Source organism: Luteolibacter sp. LG18, from assembly GCF_036322585.1.
In the GTDB taxonomy this organism is placed as follows: domain Bacteria; phylum Verrucomicrobiota; class Verrucomicrobiia; order Verrucomicrobiales; family Akkermansiaceae; genus Luteolibacter.
Genome location: NZ_AP024600.1, coordinates 3,754,707 through 3,771,575 on the forward strand (window position 1 = coordinate 3,754,707; position 16,869 = coordinate 3,771,575).

Here is a 16,869-nt window from a genome sequence, read left to right on the forward strand (position 1 = left end):
GCGCAAGTATTCCCTGCTTGTGAGTGGGGGCGGCCGAGCGCCCCTAGGACATCCGAACGGTCGCCGGAAGGCAGCGATCTGTCGACCGTGTGTCCGGATGATCTGGTGGTTATGGATAGGGAAGGGGCTTCAAGTCCGGAGGATTTTCCCACCAATTTGAGTCGCCTCCGAAATACACGAGGTTTGCCCAAAAAACCTCGTCTTCGTGGTAGATGAGATCATCGGGGCCGACGAAGCTCTGTCCTTTCCACAATCGGTTCATGCGACCCACGGCTTCTTCAGCGTCGATTCCGAACAGCGCAACCATCTGTTCCGCGATTCGATCGCAGAACGCCTTGCTCATCTCGTCCGTTTCAAAGGTGTAGTCCATGTAACGAGATCGTGGCGGGTCGTTCCGCACCTCGGGAACATGAGGGGCGGATTTACTTCCGCAACCCATCCACCCACTTCTCGACGTCACGGATGACTTCGTCCTTGAGGGTGTCATACATGAGGAGGTGATACGCGTCCGGGTAGATCCGGGTGGTCACGGGCGTGCCCTTCGGGATACTGCCGGTGAAGCTGCGGATCGCCTCCTCGTCGGTGAAGAAGTCCTTGCCGCCATGGAGGACCAGCACGGGCACCCGGAAAGTGGTGGCGCAGGCGTCCATGCTCTCGATGTGGCGGCCGAGCGTGGAGAGCAGGCGGAGCGTGTTCTTCTCGACGTGCCAGGCATTGGTCTCGGCCTGCTCGGTGTGCTTGGTGGTGTGCGTCATCTGCACGTCCTGGCCACCGGAAAGCTGTTCCAGCGAAAGCCGGGCCGTCGGCGCGATTTCGGCGGCCGTGTTAAGCAGACCGACCTTCCACGGCGGCACGTCCTTGCGGATCTTCACCACCGGGGAGGAGAAAATGAGGGCATCGCACGGCTTCCGGTCGAGCGGGGCCTGTTGCCATGAGTGGGCGGTGATGAGCGCGCCCATGCTTTCGCCCATCCACACGATCTTCGCGTGCGGGTGGCGCTTCCGGATGATGCCGGTGAAGGTGTCCAGGTCGCGGTACCAATCGGCCGGATCGTCGATGTCGCCGCGGCGGACGCGTTTCGGGTCGCTGCCCTGGCCGCGGACCTCGTAGGCGTAGAGGGCGGTCTTCGGCTGGTTCTTGAGGATGTCCTTGCCGAGGTTCTCGTAATCGATCGAGGCCCCGTCGAAGCCGTGGAGGGCGATGATCACCACGTCCGGATCGGCGTCTTTCGCCAGCCATTTGCGGTAGCCGAAGGTCTCGTTCTTCCGCTCGACGAGGGCCTGGTCCTTGTACGCCACCAGTGTTTCATGGTGAGCGCATTGCGACAAAAGGGCGACCCCGGCCAAGCAAACGGCAGGCCGGAGATACGTCAGGGTGCGACGCAGCAGGCCCATATCGATCATGGGAAAAGTGTCGCCGGTATCCGCCCTGAGGGCAATCCGCAACGTGGGGTGGAGAGGATTTTTGTCCTTTAGCCGCGATTCACCTCGAGAGCCCCGGCTTGCTCGACGGTGATGACGTCCTCCGGTTCCACGATCGTGTTCTTGTCCTCCTGCTTCCGGAAATCGAGGCGGGTGGCCTTGCCCTTGCGGGTGAGGACGATGTTGCGGCCACCGAACTCGTTGCGGTCGCCGGCGGTCTTGAGGGCTTGGAGAAGGGTCATGCCCTTCGTGTAAGGGACCGTGCCGGGTTTCCGGACCTGGCCGCCGACATAGACCACGGCTTCCTCGGGGCGCTTCTCGATGCCATTCATCACCTGGGTCTCGATGGCGGGCTTCTGGTACACCCCGGCGTCCCGGTAGGCCTTCTCGGCGGCGCGGGCGAGCTGGTCGCCGGTCAGGCCGGTGGCGGCCAGCGGGGTGTCAATCATCGGCAGGCGGATGGTGCCGCTGTCGCCGATCCGGTACTCGCCGTTGACCTTCTGCTGCTCCTCGTTGGGCACCCCGCGGAGGGTGATTTTCACGGTGTCGCCGATCGCCAGACCGGCCAGCGAGAGGGCGGGGGACAGCGGCAGGGCGAGGGCCACGAGGGAAAGAACGGTGCGCGATTTCATGGTGAAATCCGGTCTAGCAGTCGATTAGCTTTGTGTCAAAAAGTTAATGGCGGAGGGTGGCTTTGACCGAAATCCGCGCCAGAACCACCGGGTTCGGACAAAACGGCGAAATGCCATTGCCGAGCCCGCGAAATGAGGTGCAGTTTGGACCCGTGCGCTACGAACCGATCGATCCCCAGCTTTTTGTCCGCAATCGTGAACGCCTCCGCTCGCTGCTGAAACCGAACAGCATCGTCATCGTCCATTCCAACGACATCTATCCGACCAATGCGGACGGTTCGATGGCCTTCAAGCAGAACGCGGACCTGATGTACCTGACCGGCGTGGATCAGGAGGACACGATCCTGCTGCTGATGCCGGACGCGAAGGACCCGAAGCAGCGCGAGATCCTTTTCGTGAAGGAAACCAGCGAGCTGATCGCGATCTGGGATGGCGACAAGCTCACCAAGGAGCAGGCGAAGGCCGCCACCGGCATCGAGCGCATCGAGTGGGCCCATTCCTTCGAATCGCTGCTGCACTCGCTGGTGCCCCAGGCCGACCACATCTACCTGCCGACCAACGAGCACCTGCGCGCTTCCGTGATCGTGGAGACGCGCAACGACCGCTTCATCAAGCAGTGCCAGCTCCGCTATCCGCTGCACTCCTACCAGCGCCTCGCGCCGCTGATGCACCGCCTCCGCATCACCAAGGATCCGGTGGAAGTCGACATCATCCAGAAGGCCTGCAACATCACCGAGAAGGGCTTCCGCCGCTTGCTCGGCTTCGTGAAGCCGGGCGTGGGCGAGTGGGAGGTGGAGGCCGAGTTGCTCCACGAATTCGTCCGCAACAAGTCCCGCGGCTTCGCCTACGGTCCGATCATCGGCAGCGGCAAGAACGCCTGCGTGCTCCACTACATCGAGAATTCCGCGGTTTGCCAGGATGGCGAGATGCTGCTCATGGACGTGGCCGCGGAATACGCCGGTTGGGCGTCCGACCTCACCCGTACGATTCCCGTGAACGGCCGCTTCACCCAGCGCCAGCGCCAGGTTTATGACGCCGTGCTGCGCGTGCTCCGCGGCGCGAACCAGATCCTGCGTCCGGGCAACAACCCGATGGACTACCAGAAGCAGGTCATCGAACTCATGGAGAGCGAACTGGTCGGCCTCGGCCTGATCGACGCCAAGGCGGCAAAGGAGCAGGGCCCGGACAAGCCGCTGGTGAAGAAGTATTTCATGCACGGCACCTCCCACCACATGGGCCTGGATGTGCACGACGTCGCCCCGCCGAACGAACCGTTCGCCGAAGGCATGGTCTTCACCATCGAGCCGGGCATCTACATCCGTGAGGAAGGCATGGGCATTCGCCTGGAAAACGACGTGCTCATCGGCAAGGACTCGAACTTCGACCTGATGGGGAACATCCCGATCGAGGCGGAGGAAATCGAGGAACTCATGAACGCCCGATGAGTCGGACGGCGCTGGTCCTGGGTTCCGGGCTCGGTCCGCTCGCCGACGCGGTGACGGTGGAGGAGATCGTCGGCTTCGCGGAAACGGGGCTGCCGGTGTCCTCCGTGCCGGGGCATGCCGGGCGTTTCCTGATCGGGACGCTCGGCTCGGCGCCGGTGATCGTCATGCAGGGCCGTGTCCACCTCTATGAGGGGCACGACGCGTCCACCGTGACGGCCGGTGTGCGCTGGATGGCGTCGCAGGGCGCGGACCGGTTGATCCTGACCAATGCCGCGGGTACCTTGAACCCGGCTTTCGAGCCGGGTTCGTGGATGGCGCTTTCCGACCACCTCAATCTCACCGGCACCTCGCCGCTGCGGGGCCCGGAGTTCATCGACATGAGCACGGCCTACGATCCAGAATGGCGGGCCGAGTTCCATGTCGCCGCGGCGGAAACCGGAACCGTGCTGCATGAAGGTGTCTATGCCGGGCTACGGGGACCGCAGTACGAAACGCCCGCCGAGATCCGGATGCTGCGGACGATCGGCGCGGATGCCGTGGGCATGAGCACCGTGCTGGAGACGATCCAGGCGCGGGCGCTGGGCATGAAGGTCGCGGCGTTTTCCTGCCTGACGAACTGGGCCGCGGGGATTACCCCGGCGGCGTTGGATCATCATGAGGTGCTCGCTACGGGGAAGTCCGCGGCGGACACGATGGTGCGGTTGTTGAGGAAGGTGCTCGGGTAATCGTCCGCATGCCGACCCTCGAACTGGTATCCATCGGCTGTCCGGAGATTCCGGAATTGCCGCGCTATGAGTCTTTCGCCTGGCGGGCCGAAACGGAGCTGGTGTCCCACCGGGGGATTTTCCAGCCGGTCTTCCACATGCTCAGCGGCGTGATCGTCCATTTGGCCAACAAGGACCTGGAGGACGGTGAAGGTGGATGGTATGCCGGGGCGCTGATCGACTGGGGACGGGAGGGAGAGTTGGTGGCATTCCTGTCTCCGGCCCGGGCGGATGTGGAGGATCTGATGAGGCGATTGATCGAGGCCTCTCCGCTGCGGGAGATCACTTTTTCAACGGACGCGCAGGGGTTCGGGGAGATTGGACGGGAGAGGGGGACGCTGACGTTTGGTGAGTTCCTCGGGTTGCTGGATGGCGGCTCTATCTTGTTCAACGAACTGTGGCGGGTGCGGGGTATTGCTGGGTAAAAGTCCGGTGAACCATGAAGGCGATTGGCTATTGGATGGGAAACTTGCACCAGTGGGACCTTCCATTGCCCCAGGAACTGGTGGGTAATATGGAGGCCTCCTTGCGGGAGGAGATTTGCCGTTATCTGGAAAGCGGGCATTTGTTCGCTCAATACCGCGGGTGCTCCTGGTGCCGGTTCCAATGCGGTGTGGCCGACGAGGCTATGGGCTCCGGGGAGTTCACCGATGGCACGTGGGTGTGGCCGGAGGGGTTGGTTCACTATGTCCGGCACCATCGGGTGGTTGTGCCGGAAGAGTTCGTTGCCTCGGTGAAGGCGGGAGGGATCAAACCCGAACCAACGGAGTGGGGGAGCCCGTCTCTCGATTTTTGGCGGGAGTGGTCGGGACAGCGGCAATCCCCGGAGGTTCGCCAGCGTTTGCGGGAGGCCTTGGAGATCGCTCGGGTCGAGGAGCCGAAAAGGATCGAACGGTGGGTCGAGGAAATCCGCGCGAAGGAGGGCGAGGGAGTCGCTATTTGCCAATGGGCAGGGTGCGGGATGCCGGTGCTGGCCGGGCGGGGGATTTGCGCCCGCCATTTTCTGGAGCCTGAAATGAAATCGCGGATGATGGATCTCTATCGGTTGCCTGATCTGTCGGGAGTGTAGTCGAAAGCTCTGCTTTCGAATTGTCTCCGCCAGCTCCGTTGGCGGTGGCTGTCAGGCCAAAGGACATCCTCCCCCGCAGAGGGAAAGCTGGAGCTTCCCCCTACATTCTGAAAGCGGAGCTTTCAGCTACATTGGATCACCCCATCTGATTCGCCAGCGCCTGTGGGTCGGCGGCGTGGCGCATGGCGGTGTCGAGGTCGATGGTGCCCTTGCGGACGAGTGTGGCCAGCGAACGCTCGAGAGTGATCATGCCTTCGTCGACGCCGGTGAGCATGGCGTTGCGGAGGTAGTGCTCGTGGCCCTCGCGGATGCCATTGGCCACCGCCGGGGTGACGAGCATCTTCTCGATCGCCGGGATCATGGCACCCTGTCGGGTCGGGACCAGCCGCTGGGAAACCACGGCACGCAGCGAGGAGGAGAGCTGGGTGCGGATGTGCGGCTGCTGATGTCCGGGGAAGACATCGATGATGCGGTTCACCGCCGAGCTGGCACTGCCGGAGTGAAGCGTGCCGAGCACCAGATGTCCGGTTTCCGCGGCGGTGAGCGCGGCGGAAATGGTGGCGAGATCCCGCAGTTCGCCCAATAGAATGACGTCCGGATTCTCCCGCAGGGCGGCGCGCAGGCCGGTGCTGAAGCTTTCGACATCCGCGCCCACCTCGCGCTGGTGGATGAGGCACTGGACCTCGCGGTGCTCGAACTCGATGGGGTCCTCGATGGTGATGATGTGGCGGGCCCGCGAGCGGTTGAGATGGTCGATCAACGCGGCCAGCGTGGTCGATTTTCCCGAGCCCGAGGTGCCGGTGACCAGCACCAGCCCGCCTTGGAACGAAACCAGATCGAGCAGCGAGTCGGGTAGGTTCAGTTCTGCCAGCGAGGGAATGCGCTGGCGGATGGGGCGCACGGCGGCGGCCACACCATCGAGGTGCCGGAAGACATTGATGCGGAAGCGGCGGCTGCCCGCGGGCAATTCCCAGCGCGCGGCGAAGTCGACGCTGCCGGTGGTTTCGAAATCGTTCCGTGCGGCCTCGTCCGGGATCAGGCGAAGGAGCTCCGCGCTTTGCGGTGGGTGGGCGTCGAGGCGGGCGATCAGGCCTTTCACGCGGGCACGCGGCGGTTTGCCGGTGGAAAGGAAAATGTCCGAGGCATCCATGGCCACGGCTTTGTCGATGGCGAGGAGCAGATCCGGATCGGGCTGGGATGAAGTGGTGGAGGTGATCGGAGCGGGAGCTTCCACAGGCGGCGTGGGCCGGGCCATCGCGCGCGCGACAGCTTCCTCGACGACCGGGTTCTCGACCGGAGCCGGGGCATCGAGGGTCTGGATTTCGATCCGGCGGGCCGGGCCGGTGGCGTCGATGAGATAGCCGAACTCGGCGTGGTCGGTGGCGTGGAAGGTGCCCTCGCGGCGACCGTGGACCGGTTCCTGCGTGCTACTGATTTCCGAGGACAGGCGCTTCAGGATTTCCTCGCCCAGCGAGGGCATGGACAGCGGGAGAGTCTCGCCCGCCTTCAGCAGGAAAGGCACGGCGTCGGCGACGAGCACCAGCCGCTCGGCGCGCTTTTCCACCATCAGTTTGAGGAAGGTATCGATCAGGGCCATGGGTTGAAAACTGCGTTCTCCTCTTGCCAATACCGGTGGAAAGCGAATTTGTCTCCCGATGTCGTTGCAAACTTGGGTCTTCCGTTCCGCTGCGGGGAGTTGTATCGTTGGATTGTGGAAAAGTATCCGGGCTGCCCTGTCCGTCTCCGTCGTTTGCTGCGGGTGGTGCTTTGCGCGACCGCCGTGGCCAGTGCCTCGCCGCTATCCGCCACCACGGTGGATGGGATCACCTTCGATGGCGCTCCCGAGGTTTACCTGCCGGTGAATGAAACGGCGCGCCGGCTGGGCTGGAACGTGGCCCGCGACAAGAAGGCCAATCTCAGTCTGAACGGCGTGGCGCTGACACCGAAGACCGGCAGGCGTTCCTTTTACGGCGCGGAACTGGTGTCGATCGCGAAGCTGGCTGAGGCGGGCGCGACGCTCTTTCCGGGCGAGAATCCCGGTGAAATCGAGGTGTATTCCTGGACCCGCCATTTCACGGTGACGGTGTCCCCGAAGCGCGTGGAAGTGAGTCTGAAGCGCCAGCGGCTGCGCGCGTGGCAGGGCGACCGGCTGGTGCTGCAAACCAAGATCAGCTCCGGCCGCAGCGGGCGCTCGACTCCCGCGGGTGAGTTCAAGGCGGGGCCCAGCAAGGAGCGGCTGCACCGGTCCCGGCTCTACAACAACGCGCCGATGCCGTGGGCGGTGCAGATCAATGGCCACGTGTTCATCCACGGCTTCACCTCGGTGCCGGATTATCCGGCATCCCACGGCTGCATCCGCATGCCGCTGGGCGGCAAGAACGCGGCCCGTTGTTTCTACGAGTGGGTGGTCCGCGGCACGCCGGTCTCGGTGGCACGGGGGTAGATGGAAGCCGTCGTGATGAAAAAGGATTGGCTGATCGGATGGTGTGTCGCGGTGGGCCTCGCGTTGGTGGGGACGATGGCTGGGTGGTTTCTCAATCGTCCGGACGCGTATCACTCCCCAGTCCGGCGGGATACCAAGGAGGCGATGATTGCGGCGGTGTCAACGCAGGTGGCGAATGGTAAAAGGCCTCCGGAACCCGTAGCGGATTGGCTGGATGAACGGACCATCGTGTGTGCCAACGGGGATTGGCTGGCCTACCGGGCGAGCTGCGAAAAGCAGGTGCCCGAAATCAAGGATCTCTTCATCGCCCGTGCCTCGGATGGGCGATGGTACTACTCGACCTTCCACTTCTGTATCGGTGCGATGGTGCTGCGGGATGACGGCCAGCCGGAATCCCTGCCGGAGTTTGTGAAGCGGTATGCGCTGAGGGAGTTCGACGGGCATTCGGATGCCGCGTTGATGCCGACCTGGCCGTGAGAGGCGGATCGTTCTGGACCGCCTCGCTCGACTTCTCCCACCATCCGGCCATGAAGCTGGTGGCCATTCTGGGCGTGATCGCGTTGATCGGGATTTTCTTCACCGCGGGCACGTGGACCGGGATGAGCCTGCGGGATGCCACCGCGGGTGCGCCGAACCGCAATGAGTTCCGGGTGCACCTGAACAACCTGCAGCGGAAGGATCTCACGCCGCAGCTCCGCGAGTATCTGAAAAGCCGGATCTATTACCTGGCCAGCATCATGCCGAAGAAGGATCTGCCGAAGGAAAACTTCGACTACGGTCCGGTGGACGAGGTCGTGCTGGCCGGTGCCAGCGGCATCAAGGATGCGTCCACGCCCAAGGAGGTCTACGACCGGGCGATGGAGAAACGGAAATGAGCCGCCGTCTGGGGCGGGTTACTTCCGGACCTTCTTGGTCGGGGTCGGCTTGACCGCGGGGATCAGGCGCTTCGGCAGGAACGGGTGGGTGAGGGCCTCGGAGAGGGTGAACTTGCCGGTGAAGTCCTCCTTCGAATCGGAGTCCTGTTTGCCGAACATGCCTTCCTCGATCAGCAGGAAGACCATTTCGCCCACGTCGCTGCACTCGCGGATGCCCCATTCGCCCATGAGGGTGGCTCCCATCGGGCCGAATTGGTCCAGGGCGAGGTCCCGGAAGCCATCGAGCAGCTCCTGGCCGCTCACGTGGCGGGCGCTGCCGGTGTTCCCGTCGGCGACCCGCTTGAGTGTGAAATCCAGTGCGTCCTTCAGGAAGAAGAAGCCGTGGGGCTCGTAACGCTTGTCGCGTCCAACGATCGCCAGGACCGCTTGTTCGAACTGCACCGGTTGCATGGCGGGGAAACTAGGGGAAAGGGGTTGAGCCTGTCAAAGGAGTTAGAATGGCCCGCGGGAACGGACCCCGGAAAGTCGGTGGGGAGCGGGTGACAATTCCGCCATCCGCCGTCGTTACCCGTTGAGAAGCAGAAAGTCTGCCACCACCAGGCGATGATCGGTATTCCGGCTGGTGACGGCCTGGCAGCGGACCGCTTTGAGCTGGTGGGTGGAGTAGAGGCAGTCCAGGCGGAGGATCGGGACCCGGCGCTGGAAGGTGTCCCCCCAGCCGGTGCCGGCGGCGGAAAAGGCATCGGTGAAGTCCCGCGCCAGCAGCAGGTGGACCGGGTCGCTGGCGGGGGAATTGAAGTCGCCCCCGAGGAGGGTCGGACGGCTGGGGAAGGGGGCCGTTTGTTCCAGCAATTGCAGCGCTGTGGAAAGCTCCTGGCGGCGGGCCTGGCGGACCTCGCGGTGCGTGCGCCAGGCCGAGCGATTCCATAGGCGCAGGTCGGTGGCGGCGCTGGTGAGGTGGATGTTCACGACCTCGATCTCCCGGCCAGTGGGAGTCAGCAGGGTGAGCTGCTGCTCCCGGAAGGCGGGATTCCGCACCTCGCGCTTGATTTTCCAGCGGGTGACGATGCCGTTCGATTCGTGGAACCGGTAATCGCCATGGCCGTCGTAGAGGGCGTCCGCCACGCTTTTGACCTCGGCGGGCGACACCTCCTGAAGCAGGACGACATCCGGTTGCCAGGCGGCGATGTCCGGCACGGGGTTCCCGAACTCACTGTGGGCGCAATTGATGGTCATGACGCGGACCACCGGCTGGCCCTTGTAGGGGGCCGCGGCCCCGGGAGCGGGGGCTTGCTTGGCGAGGTTCACCAGCACCTGGGCCTCATCCGCGAAAAGGAGGACGGTGACCGCCCAGATCCCGGTGACGATCAGCGACAGGGAGGCGCGGAGAAACAGGAAGGCGCTGCACGACAGGGCCAGTCCGATCAGTCCCCAGATCCAAATCGGTGCCACCGTGAAGGCCGCCAGCCGGTCCGGCTGGCGGGAAAAGGCGAACATGGTCACGAAATGCAAGCCCAGCGACGCACCCACCAGGGCCCATCCAAGACGGCGGCGGGTGCGGGCGGCATTCATGACCCGAGCATTATCTAACAGTCCGCGCGGAAATCCAGCGTCTTGTGCCCCCGAGAGGGGGCGGCGGCCACGCGCGGCGAAACCGGCTCAGAGTCCCGGGATGCCCAGGCCGCCGGTGAGCTTCTTCATTTCAGCGGCGGCGAATTCCTTGCCCTTGTTGACGGCTTCCTGGACGCCCTTGAGCACGAGGTCCTGGAGGAACTCGACATCGGACGGATCGACGACGGACGGGTCGATCTTGATCGAGAGCACGTCACCGGCGCAGGTGGACACCACGGTCACCTTGCCGCCGCCGACGCTGGCCTCGACGGTGCGCTGGGCGAGTTCTTCCTGCTTGGCGGCAAGCCCGGCCTGCATCTGCTGGGCTTGTTTCATGAGTTTCTGGATGTTCATGGGAAAGGAGAGTGAAGATTTGAAGACGTAAGACTCAAGACTGGAAAACGACGGGATCGAGGGGGCTCTTCTCTTGCGTCTTGTGTCTTTCAGTCTTGTTTCTGTTTAGCCCACCACCCGGCCTTCGAGGGCGGTGAGGGCGTGTTCGATGAGCGGATCGCGGTGGAAGCTTTCGTCCGCTTGCGGGCGGGCGGGCTTCGGTGGCTCGGGCGGAGCCGCCGGTTCGGCGGATTTGAACGGCGGCGGCTCGACCAGTGGCGGAGGCGGCTCGCTGTGTTCGGGGGCCGCGGCGATCAGGGAATCGAAGCGGCTGGTGATGGCATCGTGAGTGCGCTTCGGCACCGAGGAAACCGGGGCCGGGAAGTCGCTTTCGACTTCCGGTTCCCAGACCTTGGCCACGGGCGGTGGTTCCGGCTCGGGTTCGCGGATGGGCGGGGCCTCGTAGGCGGGCTCGTAAACCGGCTCCGGAGCGGGCTCGGGTTCGAAGACAGGGGCGGGCTCGGGCTCTGGTTCCGATTTCCGGTCGGGTGCCGGGGGCGGAGCGACGGGGACCGCCGGGATGGCGGTGGCTGCCGGGGCGGGAACCGGGAATCCGGCGTCGCCGATGGCATCGGCTCCTTTGGCGAGCACCTTGATCACGTCGGACAGGCGGACTTCGCCAAGGACCTGCACGGCCTTGATCAGGCCGAGTTCGAAATGGAGGCGCTTGTTCGTGGACCACTTCATGCGGCCCTCGGTTTCGGCGAAGACGTCGATGGCGGAGAGGATCCGGTCCGCCGGGTAGGGGTCGGCCGCGGCGAGCAGGCTCTGCCACAGCTCGGCCGGGATACCATCGCCATCGGCGGAGGAATCGAGCTTCGCGACCAGCAGGGCGCGCATCGCGCCGACGAGTTCACCGAGGAGCTGGCCGAGCTCGCGGCCGGATTCGGCTTCCTTCTGGATCAGCGAAAGCGCGGCCGCGGTCTGGCGGGCCAGCAGCGCGGAGGCGAGCTGGGCGACCTTTTCGCGGGAGGTGAAACCGAACACGTCGAGGACGTTCGCCTCGGTGATGTGGTCACCGCAGAAAGCCACGAGCTGGTCGAGCATCGACTGGGCATCGCGCATGCCGCCGTCCGCGCCCTTCGCCACGGCCCAGGCCGCGGCGTCATCGAGCTTCACGTTTTCCTCGCGGGCGATGTGCAGCAGGTGCTTGGCGATCAGCTCGGTCGGGATCGGGCGCAGGTCGAACCGCTGGCAGCGGGACAGGATGGTCGGCAGGATCTTGTTCGCCTCGGTGGTGGCGAAGATGAACTTCACGTGCGGCGGCGGCTCCTCGAGGGTCTTCAGCAGGGCGTTGAAGGCCGCGTTGCTGAGCATGTGGACCTCGTCGATGTAGTAGATCTTGAACTGGCCGCGGGCCGGGGCGAAGCGGACGGACTCGCGGAGGTCGCGGACCTGCTCGACGCCGTTGTTCGAGGCACCGTCGATTTCCAGGACGTCCAGCGAGCGGCCTTCGGCGATCTCGACGCATACGTCCTCGTCCGGATTGAAGTCCGCCTTCGGGCCGCCGGTGCAGTTCAGGGCCTTGGCCAGGATGCGGGCGGTCGAGGTCTTGCCGGTGCCGCGCGGGCCGACGAAGAGGTAGGCGTGGGCGAGGCGCTTTTGCTCGATGGCATTGCGCAGGGTGCGGACGACGTGGTCCTGCCCGAGGACGTCATCGAAGGTTTTGGGACGGTATTTGCGGGCGAAGACCTGGTAGCTCACGCGGCGACTGTATTGGAGTTTGCGGGTTTGTCAGTTTTCAGTTTTGCAAAGGGCATGCGAATTCCCGAACGCGATGAAAAACAACGGCTTTACGAGGACGCCCGGCTGCGGATCAGCGGCCTGACCGCCGGGGAACCGGACCGGATCGCGCGGATGGCGGGCATTGTTTCGGTCCTCCACGGGCTGATGCCGCACTATTACTGGACGGGATTCTACCGCGTCTTGGGCGGCGGGCTGGTGATCGGGCCGTATCAGGGCACGGTCGGCTGCGCACGGATCGCCTGGGGCCGGGGCGTGTGCGGGGCGGCATGGCAGACCGGCGAGACACAGGTGGTGGCGGACGTCCACGCGTTCCCGGGCCACATCGCGTGCGACGCGCTTTCGGAAAGCGAGATCGTGGTGCCAGTGCGGGACCGGGATGGCCGGATCGTGGCGGTGTTCGATGTCGATTCGACCCTGCCCGGCGCGTTCGATGACATCGACCGGATTGGCCTTGAATGGATCTTCTCGGCGTGGGGGGAGTGAACCGCGCGCCATTCGATGGTGGGGAAGAGATTCAACCACGGATGAACGCGGATGGAAGAGGGATGGATTTGGATTTCCGTTTCCGGACAGCCAGCCGTTCATCACTTCTTATCTGTGTCCATCCTGTTCATCCGTGGTTGAATTTCTGATTCGGGGCCCTCGGATCTTCCGGCCCGCCTCCACGTTCTGCCCTCCGGAACCAATAAACCCGCATTCTCATGATCGACGGAGGTTGCTGGCAACGTTGACGCTGCTAGATTGTCCCCGAAATGTCCGACCGGAAGGATTCCAACCACATCTCAGGAGTGAAGCGCCGGCAGGTCGGCCAGTTCGGCAAGACCGCGCCGCGCTGGGCGCTGCTGCTGTTCGTGCTCGGGCTGGTGGCGGCGGGGTTCCTGTTCACTCCGGTGCCCGGGAAGATCAAGCGGGGCCTGCGCGAGGTGTTCGCGCCCAAGGGCGGACCGGTCGGTAAATCCCAGCAGGAGGTCGAGGAACTGCTTCAGAGGGAAGGGGACCGCATCCGTGCCGAGAAGGACGCCGAGGCCCAGCGGGAGATCGACGATCTCCGCAAGGATCTGGAGGCCGCCCGCAAGGTGACATCCCGCCCGGACACGCCGGTGAATCCGCCGCAGAACCAGGTGCCGGACGAGCCGCTGGGGCCGGAAACCGATGTCCGCCAGTTGCGGTCCGGGATTCCCTTCAAGGTCGAGCTGAAGTTCGATCACGGCACGCTGGCCTCGAAGGAGCGGGTGACGCCGGACAGCTATGCCGCGCTCTACACCTTGAGCGTGCGCCTGCCCGCTCCGGCCAAGACCTTGGCGGAGCTCCAGACTTCGAACCCGAAGCTCGGTGCGATGCTGCCGGGGCTGGAGGAGATCCTGAAAAAGGGTGAGGTCTCGAAGTGGTACTACACCCTTTACGACAACAAGACCGCCCGCATCAAACGGGACGCCACCGCGCTCAATGAACTGCTGACCAAGCACAACTTGTTCGACTGCGAAACGATCCTGAACCTCAAGACCGAGGCCGGTCGCCGCGCGATGCTGCTGCAGGCGGACATGGACGTGGTGTCGGATGGCTCGGATGGCGACCGCCTGCCGACGATGCCGGAGGAGATCGTCAATTCCCCGAACTACCAGCCATTCACCAGCTACGGTTGGGCGAAAAAGTCCCAGGTTCCGAACCCGATCGTGGCCGGCTGGGAGCGCCGCGTGACCGCCGGTGAAAAGGAGCTGGCGGACAAGAACACCACCGCCGACCGCAAGAAGTGGCTGAAGAGCCGCATCGCCATGCTCAAGCGCGGGATCACGGACATGAAGGGCCGCTCGTTCCTGATCGCCGAATACGATCCGTTCATCGTGATCCCCATCAATATCCTCGGGGCCACCGGCGATCCCTTCGCGCCGAACGTCGGCGACTACGCGCTGGTGATCTACGGGGACAAGATCCTGCCCGCGATCGTGGGCGACGGCGGGCCGAACTACAAGGTGGGCGAGGCCTCGCTGCGGATCGCCAAGGAGCTGAACGTGAGGGCCACGCCCTACAACCGTCCGGTATCCGACCTGAAGGTGACCTACCTGGTGTTTCCGGGAACCCGCGAGACGGCCGGTCCGCCGGATTACGATGCGTGGCGTAGCAAGTGCGATGCTCTCGTGAAGGAGTTCGGCGGCCTCGGGGAAAGTTACAAGATTGGCGAGTGGAAGAACCTGCTCGCGCCGCCCCAACCGCCACCGGTGGTGGTGCCACCCGGCGGCCAGCCGGTGCCGACCTTGCCGGGAGGGGCGCAGCCACCCGCGCCGACGGCTCCGGCGGTGCCCTCGTCGCCGAGACCGGGACCGGCGATTCCGCCGACCACCACGCCTTCGGCAAACCCGGCTCCGGCACCGCCATCGGTGCCACCGGGTGTGACCGCGCCGAAACCGAGCGGGAATTGAGTCCGATCAGGCCAACGCCTGCCGCCGTTCCTCGATGATCTCGGGGAGTTCGAACAGTTCGATGTAACCCGCTGGCTCGGGTGAGCGGGGGAGTTGGACGACTTCGAACGAGAGGATGTCCTCCGCCAGCGAGCGCTCGCCGATGGCGGTGGCGAGGACTTCGCCCACGGCCGCGCGGGCGTGGGAGGGAGAGGTGGAGGTGAAATTGGGAATGCCCACCCGGATGGCGATGCGTCCGGCTTCGGATTGGTCTTCCAGCGTTAGGAACCACATCGCCTGGGGCTCGAAACGGATGCCCTGATGGTTGGTGGTGAAGGCGAAGCCGTAGGCGGGCTTCAGGGCGGTGAACTTCCACCCGGGGAGGGAAGGGGCGGCGGCCACGAGCGCCTCGGCCAGCGGCTTGCTGGGGGCGTGGGTGCCGATGGTGACGATCAGTTCCTGAATGCCGCCGCGGGATTCGGGCGTTTCGAGGCCGAGACGGGGGGCGAGGGCCCTGAGCTGGGCGAGGGTCTCCTTGCGGATGGCTGAGTCCGCGTTGGGGAGGGACGCGAGATCGGTCAAATGGTTCTGGAACCAGTTCCAGAACCCTTGGATCGCTTCGGGGGAGGTGTTCATAAGGGGTGGGACAGACGACAGGCCGGATTGGCATGTCTCTTCCAACCAACTACACCCCCGCCCCCCGGGCAAGGGGGACTTGTCATATTTTGCTGTCCGCCCCGTGGTCCTCGTCGTCCTCTTCGAGCAATTTGCGCTGTTTTTCCGCCGAAATGGCCTTGATGACGCCCAAAAGCAGGAACAGGCAGATGACGGTGACGGCTGCTTCCAGGATCGGCAGCGGGCCGTGTTCGGCTTCCCCTTGGAAGAACCGGACGAGGCCCATGATGTTGAAAATGCCGCGTCCGAACCCGAGCAGGGCGATCACGCCGCCGCCGATCAGGCCGTGCCAGAACCAGCGGATCGAGAACATGCCGCAGATGATGAGGCCGCCGCCGAGGGCGAGGGCTCCGTTCAGGAAACCCATGGCATCGGCCTGTTCCAGTGCCTTGAAAGCAGCCCCGGCGAGGGAGAGGATGGCGAATCCGCACAGGAAAAAAAGAAAGCGCATGGCGGCAGCATTTCCCTCCGTGCGCTCGGGTCAATCCTGAAGCGAGGGGCATTGACACACCGGCCCGGTCAGGGCGTGGTGGGCGCATGGAGCGGCAGATATGGTGCGATGACGGGCTGATCGCGGCGGAGGATCTCCGGATCTCCCCGTTTGACCGTGGGCTGACCGTGGGACTCGGCTTGTTTGAGACCATTCTGGCGGTGAACGGGCGGCCGGTGTTCCTGGAGCGACATCTGGCCCGGCATCGCGTGGGTTGCGGGCGTCTGGGCTGGGAAATGCCTGTACTGGAAAAAGTAGCAGTGGCGATTCGCACGGTGGTCGAGGCGAACGGTTTGAGCGCTGGAAGGGCGCGCGTGCGCCTGTTCCAGACCGCCGGGGAAGGGGGCTTGGACGATTGTGCCGCTGGCTTGTATCGCAAGTTTCTTGTGAGCGCGGTTCCGGCGGCCCCAGCATTGGAGAACGTGAGTGTCACTTTCTCGAAATGGCCGCGCAACGAGCGCTCGGCGCTGGCGGGCTTGAAATGCGCCTCCTACGCCGAGAACCTGCTGGCGCTGGCGGAGGCCCGCCGCCAGGGCTACGACGAGGTCTATTTCCTCACGACCCGCGGCGATGTCTGCGAGACCGCCACCGCCAACCTCTTCGTGGTGAAGGGCGGGCGGATCACCACGCCGCCGCTGGCCGCCGGATGCCTGCCGGGCGTCACCCGCGGGTGGCTGTTGGAGAGCGGCCCGGAACTCGGGCTCGAGGTCAGCGAGGACCGGGTGACCCGGAACGATCTATTGGACGCGGACGAGGTGTTTCTAACGTCCGCCACCCGCGGGCCGGTGCCGGTTTCCCGCCTGGACGGCCGGGAATACGGACCTGCCCCGGCCTCGGCCCGGTGCCGGGAGGCCTGGGAACAGGCGGTCCAACGAAAGGATTAGAACCACCCCTGCGTTTTTGCTTCCG

General features: G+C 64.6%; 20 protein-coding genes. 10 read left to right on the forward strand and 10 right to left on the reverse strand.

Annotated features, from left to right (window positions below; all coding sequences use genetic code 11):
- Positions 1-109: 109 nt before the first annotated feature.
- The 3 genes from llg_RS15040 to llg_RS15050 form a co-directional block, all read right to left on the reverse strand.
- Positions 110-370 (reverse strand): hypothetical protein, encoded by a 261-nt coding sequence (locus llg_RS15040; protein ID WP_338285500.1) that lies wholly within the window; start codon positions 368-370, stop codon positions 110-112.
- Positions 371-422: 52 nt separating this feature from the next.
- Entirely contained in the window at positions 423-1,403 is a 981-nt protein-coding gene (locus llg_RS15045) for an alpha/beta fold hydrolase (protein WP_338285501.1), read from the reverse strand.
- A 68-nt stretch (positions 1,404-1,471) separates the two neighbouring features.
- Positions 1,472-2,053 (reverse strand): SLBB domain-containing protein, encoded by a 582-nt coding sequence (locus tag llg_RS15050; RefSeq protein WP_338285502.1) that lies wholly within the window; start codon positions 2,051-2,053, stop codon positions 1,472-1,474.
- A 152-nt stretch (positions 2,054-2,205) separates the two neighbouring features.
- On the opposite strand from llg_RS15050, the gene llg_RS15055 reads away from it, so the two are divergent.
- Genes llg_RS15055 through llg_RS15070 form a run of 4 tightly spaced genes read left to right on the forward strand, consistent with a single transcriptional unit; the run spans position 2,206 to position 5,331 of the window.
- A complete protein-coding gene (locus llg_RS15055; protein ID WP_338285503.1) occupies positions 2,206-3,498 on the forward strand; it encodes an aminopeptidase P family protein in 1,293 nt (430 codons plus the stop codon).
- Positions 3,495-4,223 carry a purine-nucleoside phosphorylase gene (locus tag llg_RS15060; RefSeq protein ID WP_338285504.1) on the forward strand — a complete coding sequence of 243 codons (729 nt, stop codon included), beginning with the start codon at positions 3,495-3,497 and terminating at the stop codon, positions 4,221-4,223. The genes llg_RS15055 and llg_RS15060 overlap by 4 nt, the downstream gene beginning before the upstream one ends.
- 8 nt (positions 4,224-4,231) lie before the next feature.
- Complete coding sequence (locus llg_RS15065) at positions 4,232-4,687, forward strand: hypothetical protein (RefSeq protein WP_338285505.1); 456 nt, start codon at positions 4,232-4,234, stop codon at positions 4,685-4,687.
- Positions 4,688-4,701: 14 nt separating this feature from the next.
- On the forward strand, positions 4,702-5,331 hold the full coding sequence (locus llg_RS15070) for a hypothetical protein (protein WP_338285506.1): 630 nt from the start codon (positions 4,702-4,704) through the stop codon (positions 5,329-5,331).
- Positions 5,332-5,467: 136 nt separating this feature from the next.
- Here the strand turns inward: llg_RS15070 and llg_RS15075 are convergent, their stop codons facing one another.
- Positions 5,468-6,928 (reverse strand): PilT/PilU family type 4a pilus ATPase, encoded by a 1,461-nt coding sequence (locus llg_RS15075; protein WP_338285507.1) that lies wholly within the window; start codon positions 6,926-6,928, stop codon positions 5,468-5,470.
- Positions 6,929-7,042: 114 nt separating this feature from the next.
- Between llg_RS15075 and llg_RS15080 the strand changes: the two genes are divergently transcribed.
- From llg_RS15080 to llg_RS15090, 3 genes are read left to right on the forward strand one after another with little or no spacing between them, the layout of a single operon-like run.
- Positions 7,043-7,774, forward strand: coding sequence for a L,D-transpeptidase (locus tag llg_RS15080; RefSeq protein ID WP_338285508.1), 732 nt, complete (start codon positions 7,043-7,045; stop codon positions 7,772-7,774).
- Between the two features lie 15 nt (positions 7,775-7,789).
- Complete coding sequence (locus llg_RS15085) at positions 7,790-8,251, forward strand: hypothetical protein (RefSeq protein ID WP_338285509.1); 462 nt, start codon at positions 7,790-7,792, stop codon at positions 8,249-8,251.
- The gene (locus tag llg_RS15090; RefSeq protein ID WP_338285510.1) at positions 8,248-8,649 is read left to right on the forward strand and encodes a hypothetical protein; all 402 of its coding nucleotides are present in this window, start codon (positions 8,248-8,250) and stop codon (positions 8,647-8,649) included. Before llg_RS15085 ends, llg_RS15090 begins: the two co-directional genes overlap by 4 nt.
- Before the next feature lie 18 nt (positions 8,650-8,667).
- Here llg_RS15090 and llg_RS15095 read toward each other — a convergent pair whose 3' ends face one another.
- The 4 genes from llg_RS15095 to dnaX all read right to left on the reverse strand — a co-directional run bounded on the left by llg_RS15095 (position 8,668) and on the right by dnaX (position 12,357).
- Positions 8,668-9,099: a Minf_1886 family protein gene (locus llg_RS15095; protein WP_338285511.1), complete on the reverse strand. Its 432-nt coding sequence runs from the start codon at positions 9,097-9,099 to the stop codon at positions 8,668-8,670.
- 114 nt (positions 9,100-9,213) lie between these two features.
- Complete coding sequence (locus llg_RS15100; protein ID WP_338285512.1) at positions 9,214-10,221, reverse strand: endonuclease/exonuclease/phosphatase family protein; 1,008 nt, start codon at positions 10,219-10,221, stop codon at positions 9,214-9,216.
- An 87-nt stretch (positions 10,222-10,308) separates the two neighbouring features.
- Positions 10,309-10,614, reverse strand: a complete 306-nt coding sequence (locus tag llg_RS15105) for a YbaB/EbfC family nucleoid-associated protein (protein ID WP_338285513.1) — start codon at positions 10,612-10,614, stop codon at positions 10,309-10,311.
- Positions 10,615-10,719: 105 nt separating this feature from the next.
- The gene (gene dnaX, locus llg_RS15110) at positions 10,720-12,357 is read right to left on the reverse strand and encodes a DNA polymerase III subunit gamma/tau (protein WP_338285514.1); all 1,638 of its coding nucleotides are present in this window, start codon (positions 12,355-12,357) and stop codon (positions 10,720-10,722) included.
- A 54-nt stretch (positions 12,358-12,411) separates the two neighbouring features.
- Between dnaX and llg_RS15115 the strand changes: the two genes are divergently transcribed.
- Both llg_RS15115 and llg_RS15120 read left to right on the forward strand, forming a co-directional pair.
- Positions 12,412-12,882, forward strand: a complete 471-nt coding sequence (locus llg_RS15115; protein ID WP_338285516.1) for a GAF domain-containing protein — start codon at positions 12,412-12,414, stop codon at positions 12,880-12,882.
- A gap of 269 nt (positions 12,883-13,151) precedes the next feature.
- Positions 13,152-14,816: a glycoside hydrolase family 75 protein gene (locus tag llg_RS15120; protein WP_338285517.1), complete on the forward strand. Its 1,665-nt coding sequence runs from the start codon at positions 13,152-13,154 to the stop codon at positions 14,814-14,816.
- A 6-nt stretch (positions 14,817-14,822) separates the two neighbouring features.
- On the opposite strand, the gene llg_RS15125 is transcribed toward llg_RS15120, so the two are convergent.
- Positions 14,823-15,431 carry a hypothetical protein gene (locus llg_RS15125; protein ID WP_338285518.1) on the reverse strand — a complete coding sequence of 203 codons (609 nt, stop codon included), beginning with the start codon at positions 15,429-15,431 and terminating at the stop codon, positions 14,823-14,825.
- Between the two features lie 82 nt (positions 15,432-15,513).
- Positions 15,514-15,921, reverse strand: coding sequence for a hypothetical protein (locus tag llg_RS15130; protein WP_338285519.1), 408 nt, complete (start codon positions 15,919-15,921; stop codon positions 15,514-15,516).
- Between the two features lie 86 nt (positions 15,922-16,007).
- Here llg_RS15130 and llg_RS15135 point away from each other — a divergent pair, with 86 nt between their 5' ends.
- Positions 16,008-16,844, forward strand: a complete 837-nt coding sequence (locus llg_RS15135) for an aminotransferase class IV (protein ID WP_338285520.1) — start codon at positions 16,008-16,010, stop codon at positions 16,842-16,844.
- The last annotated feature ends 25 nt before the right edge of the window (positions 16,845-16,869 follow it).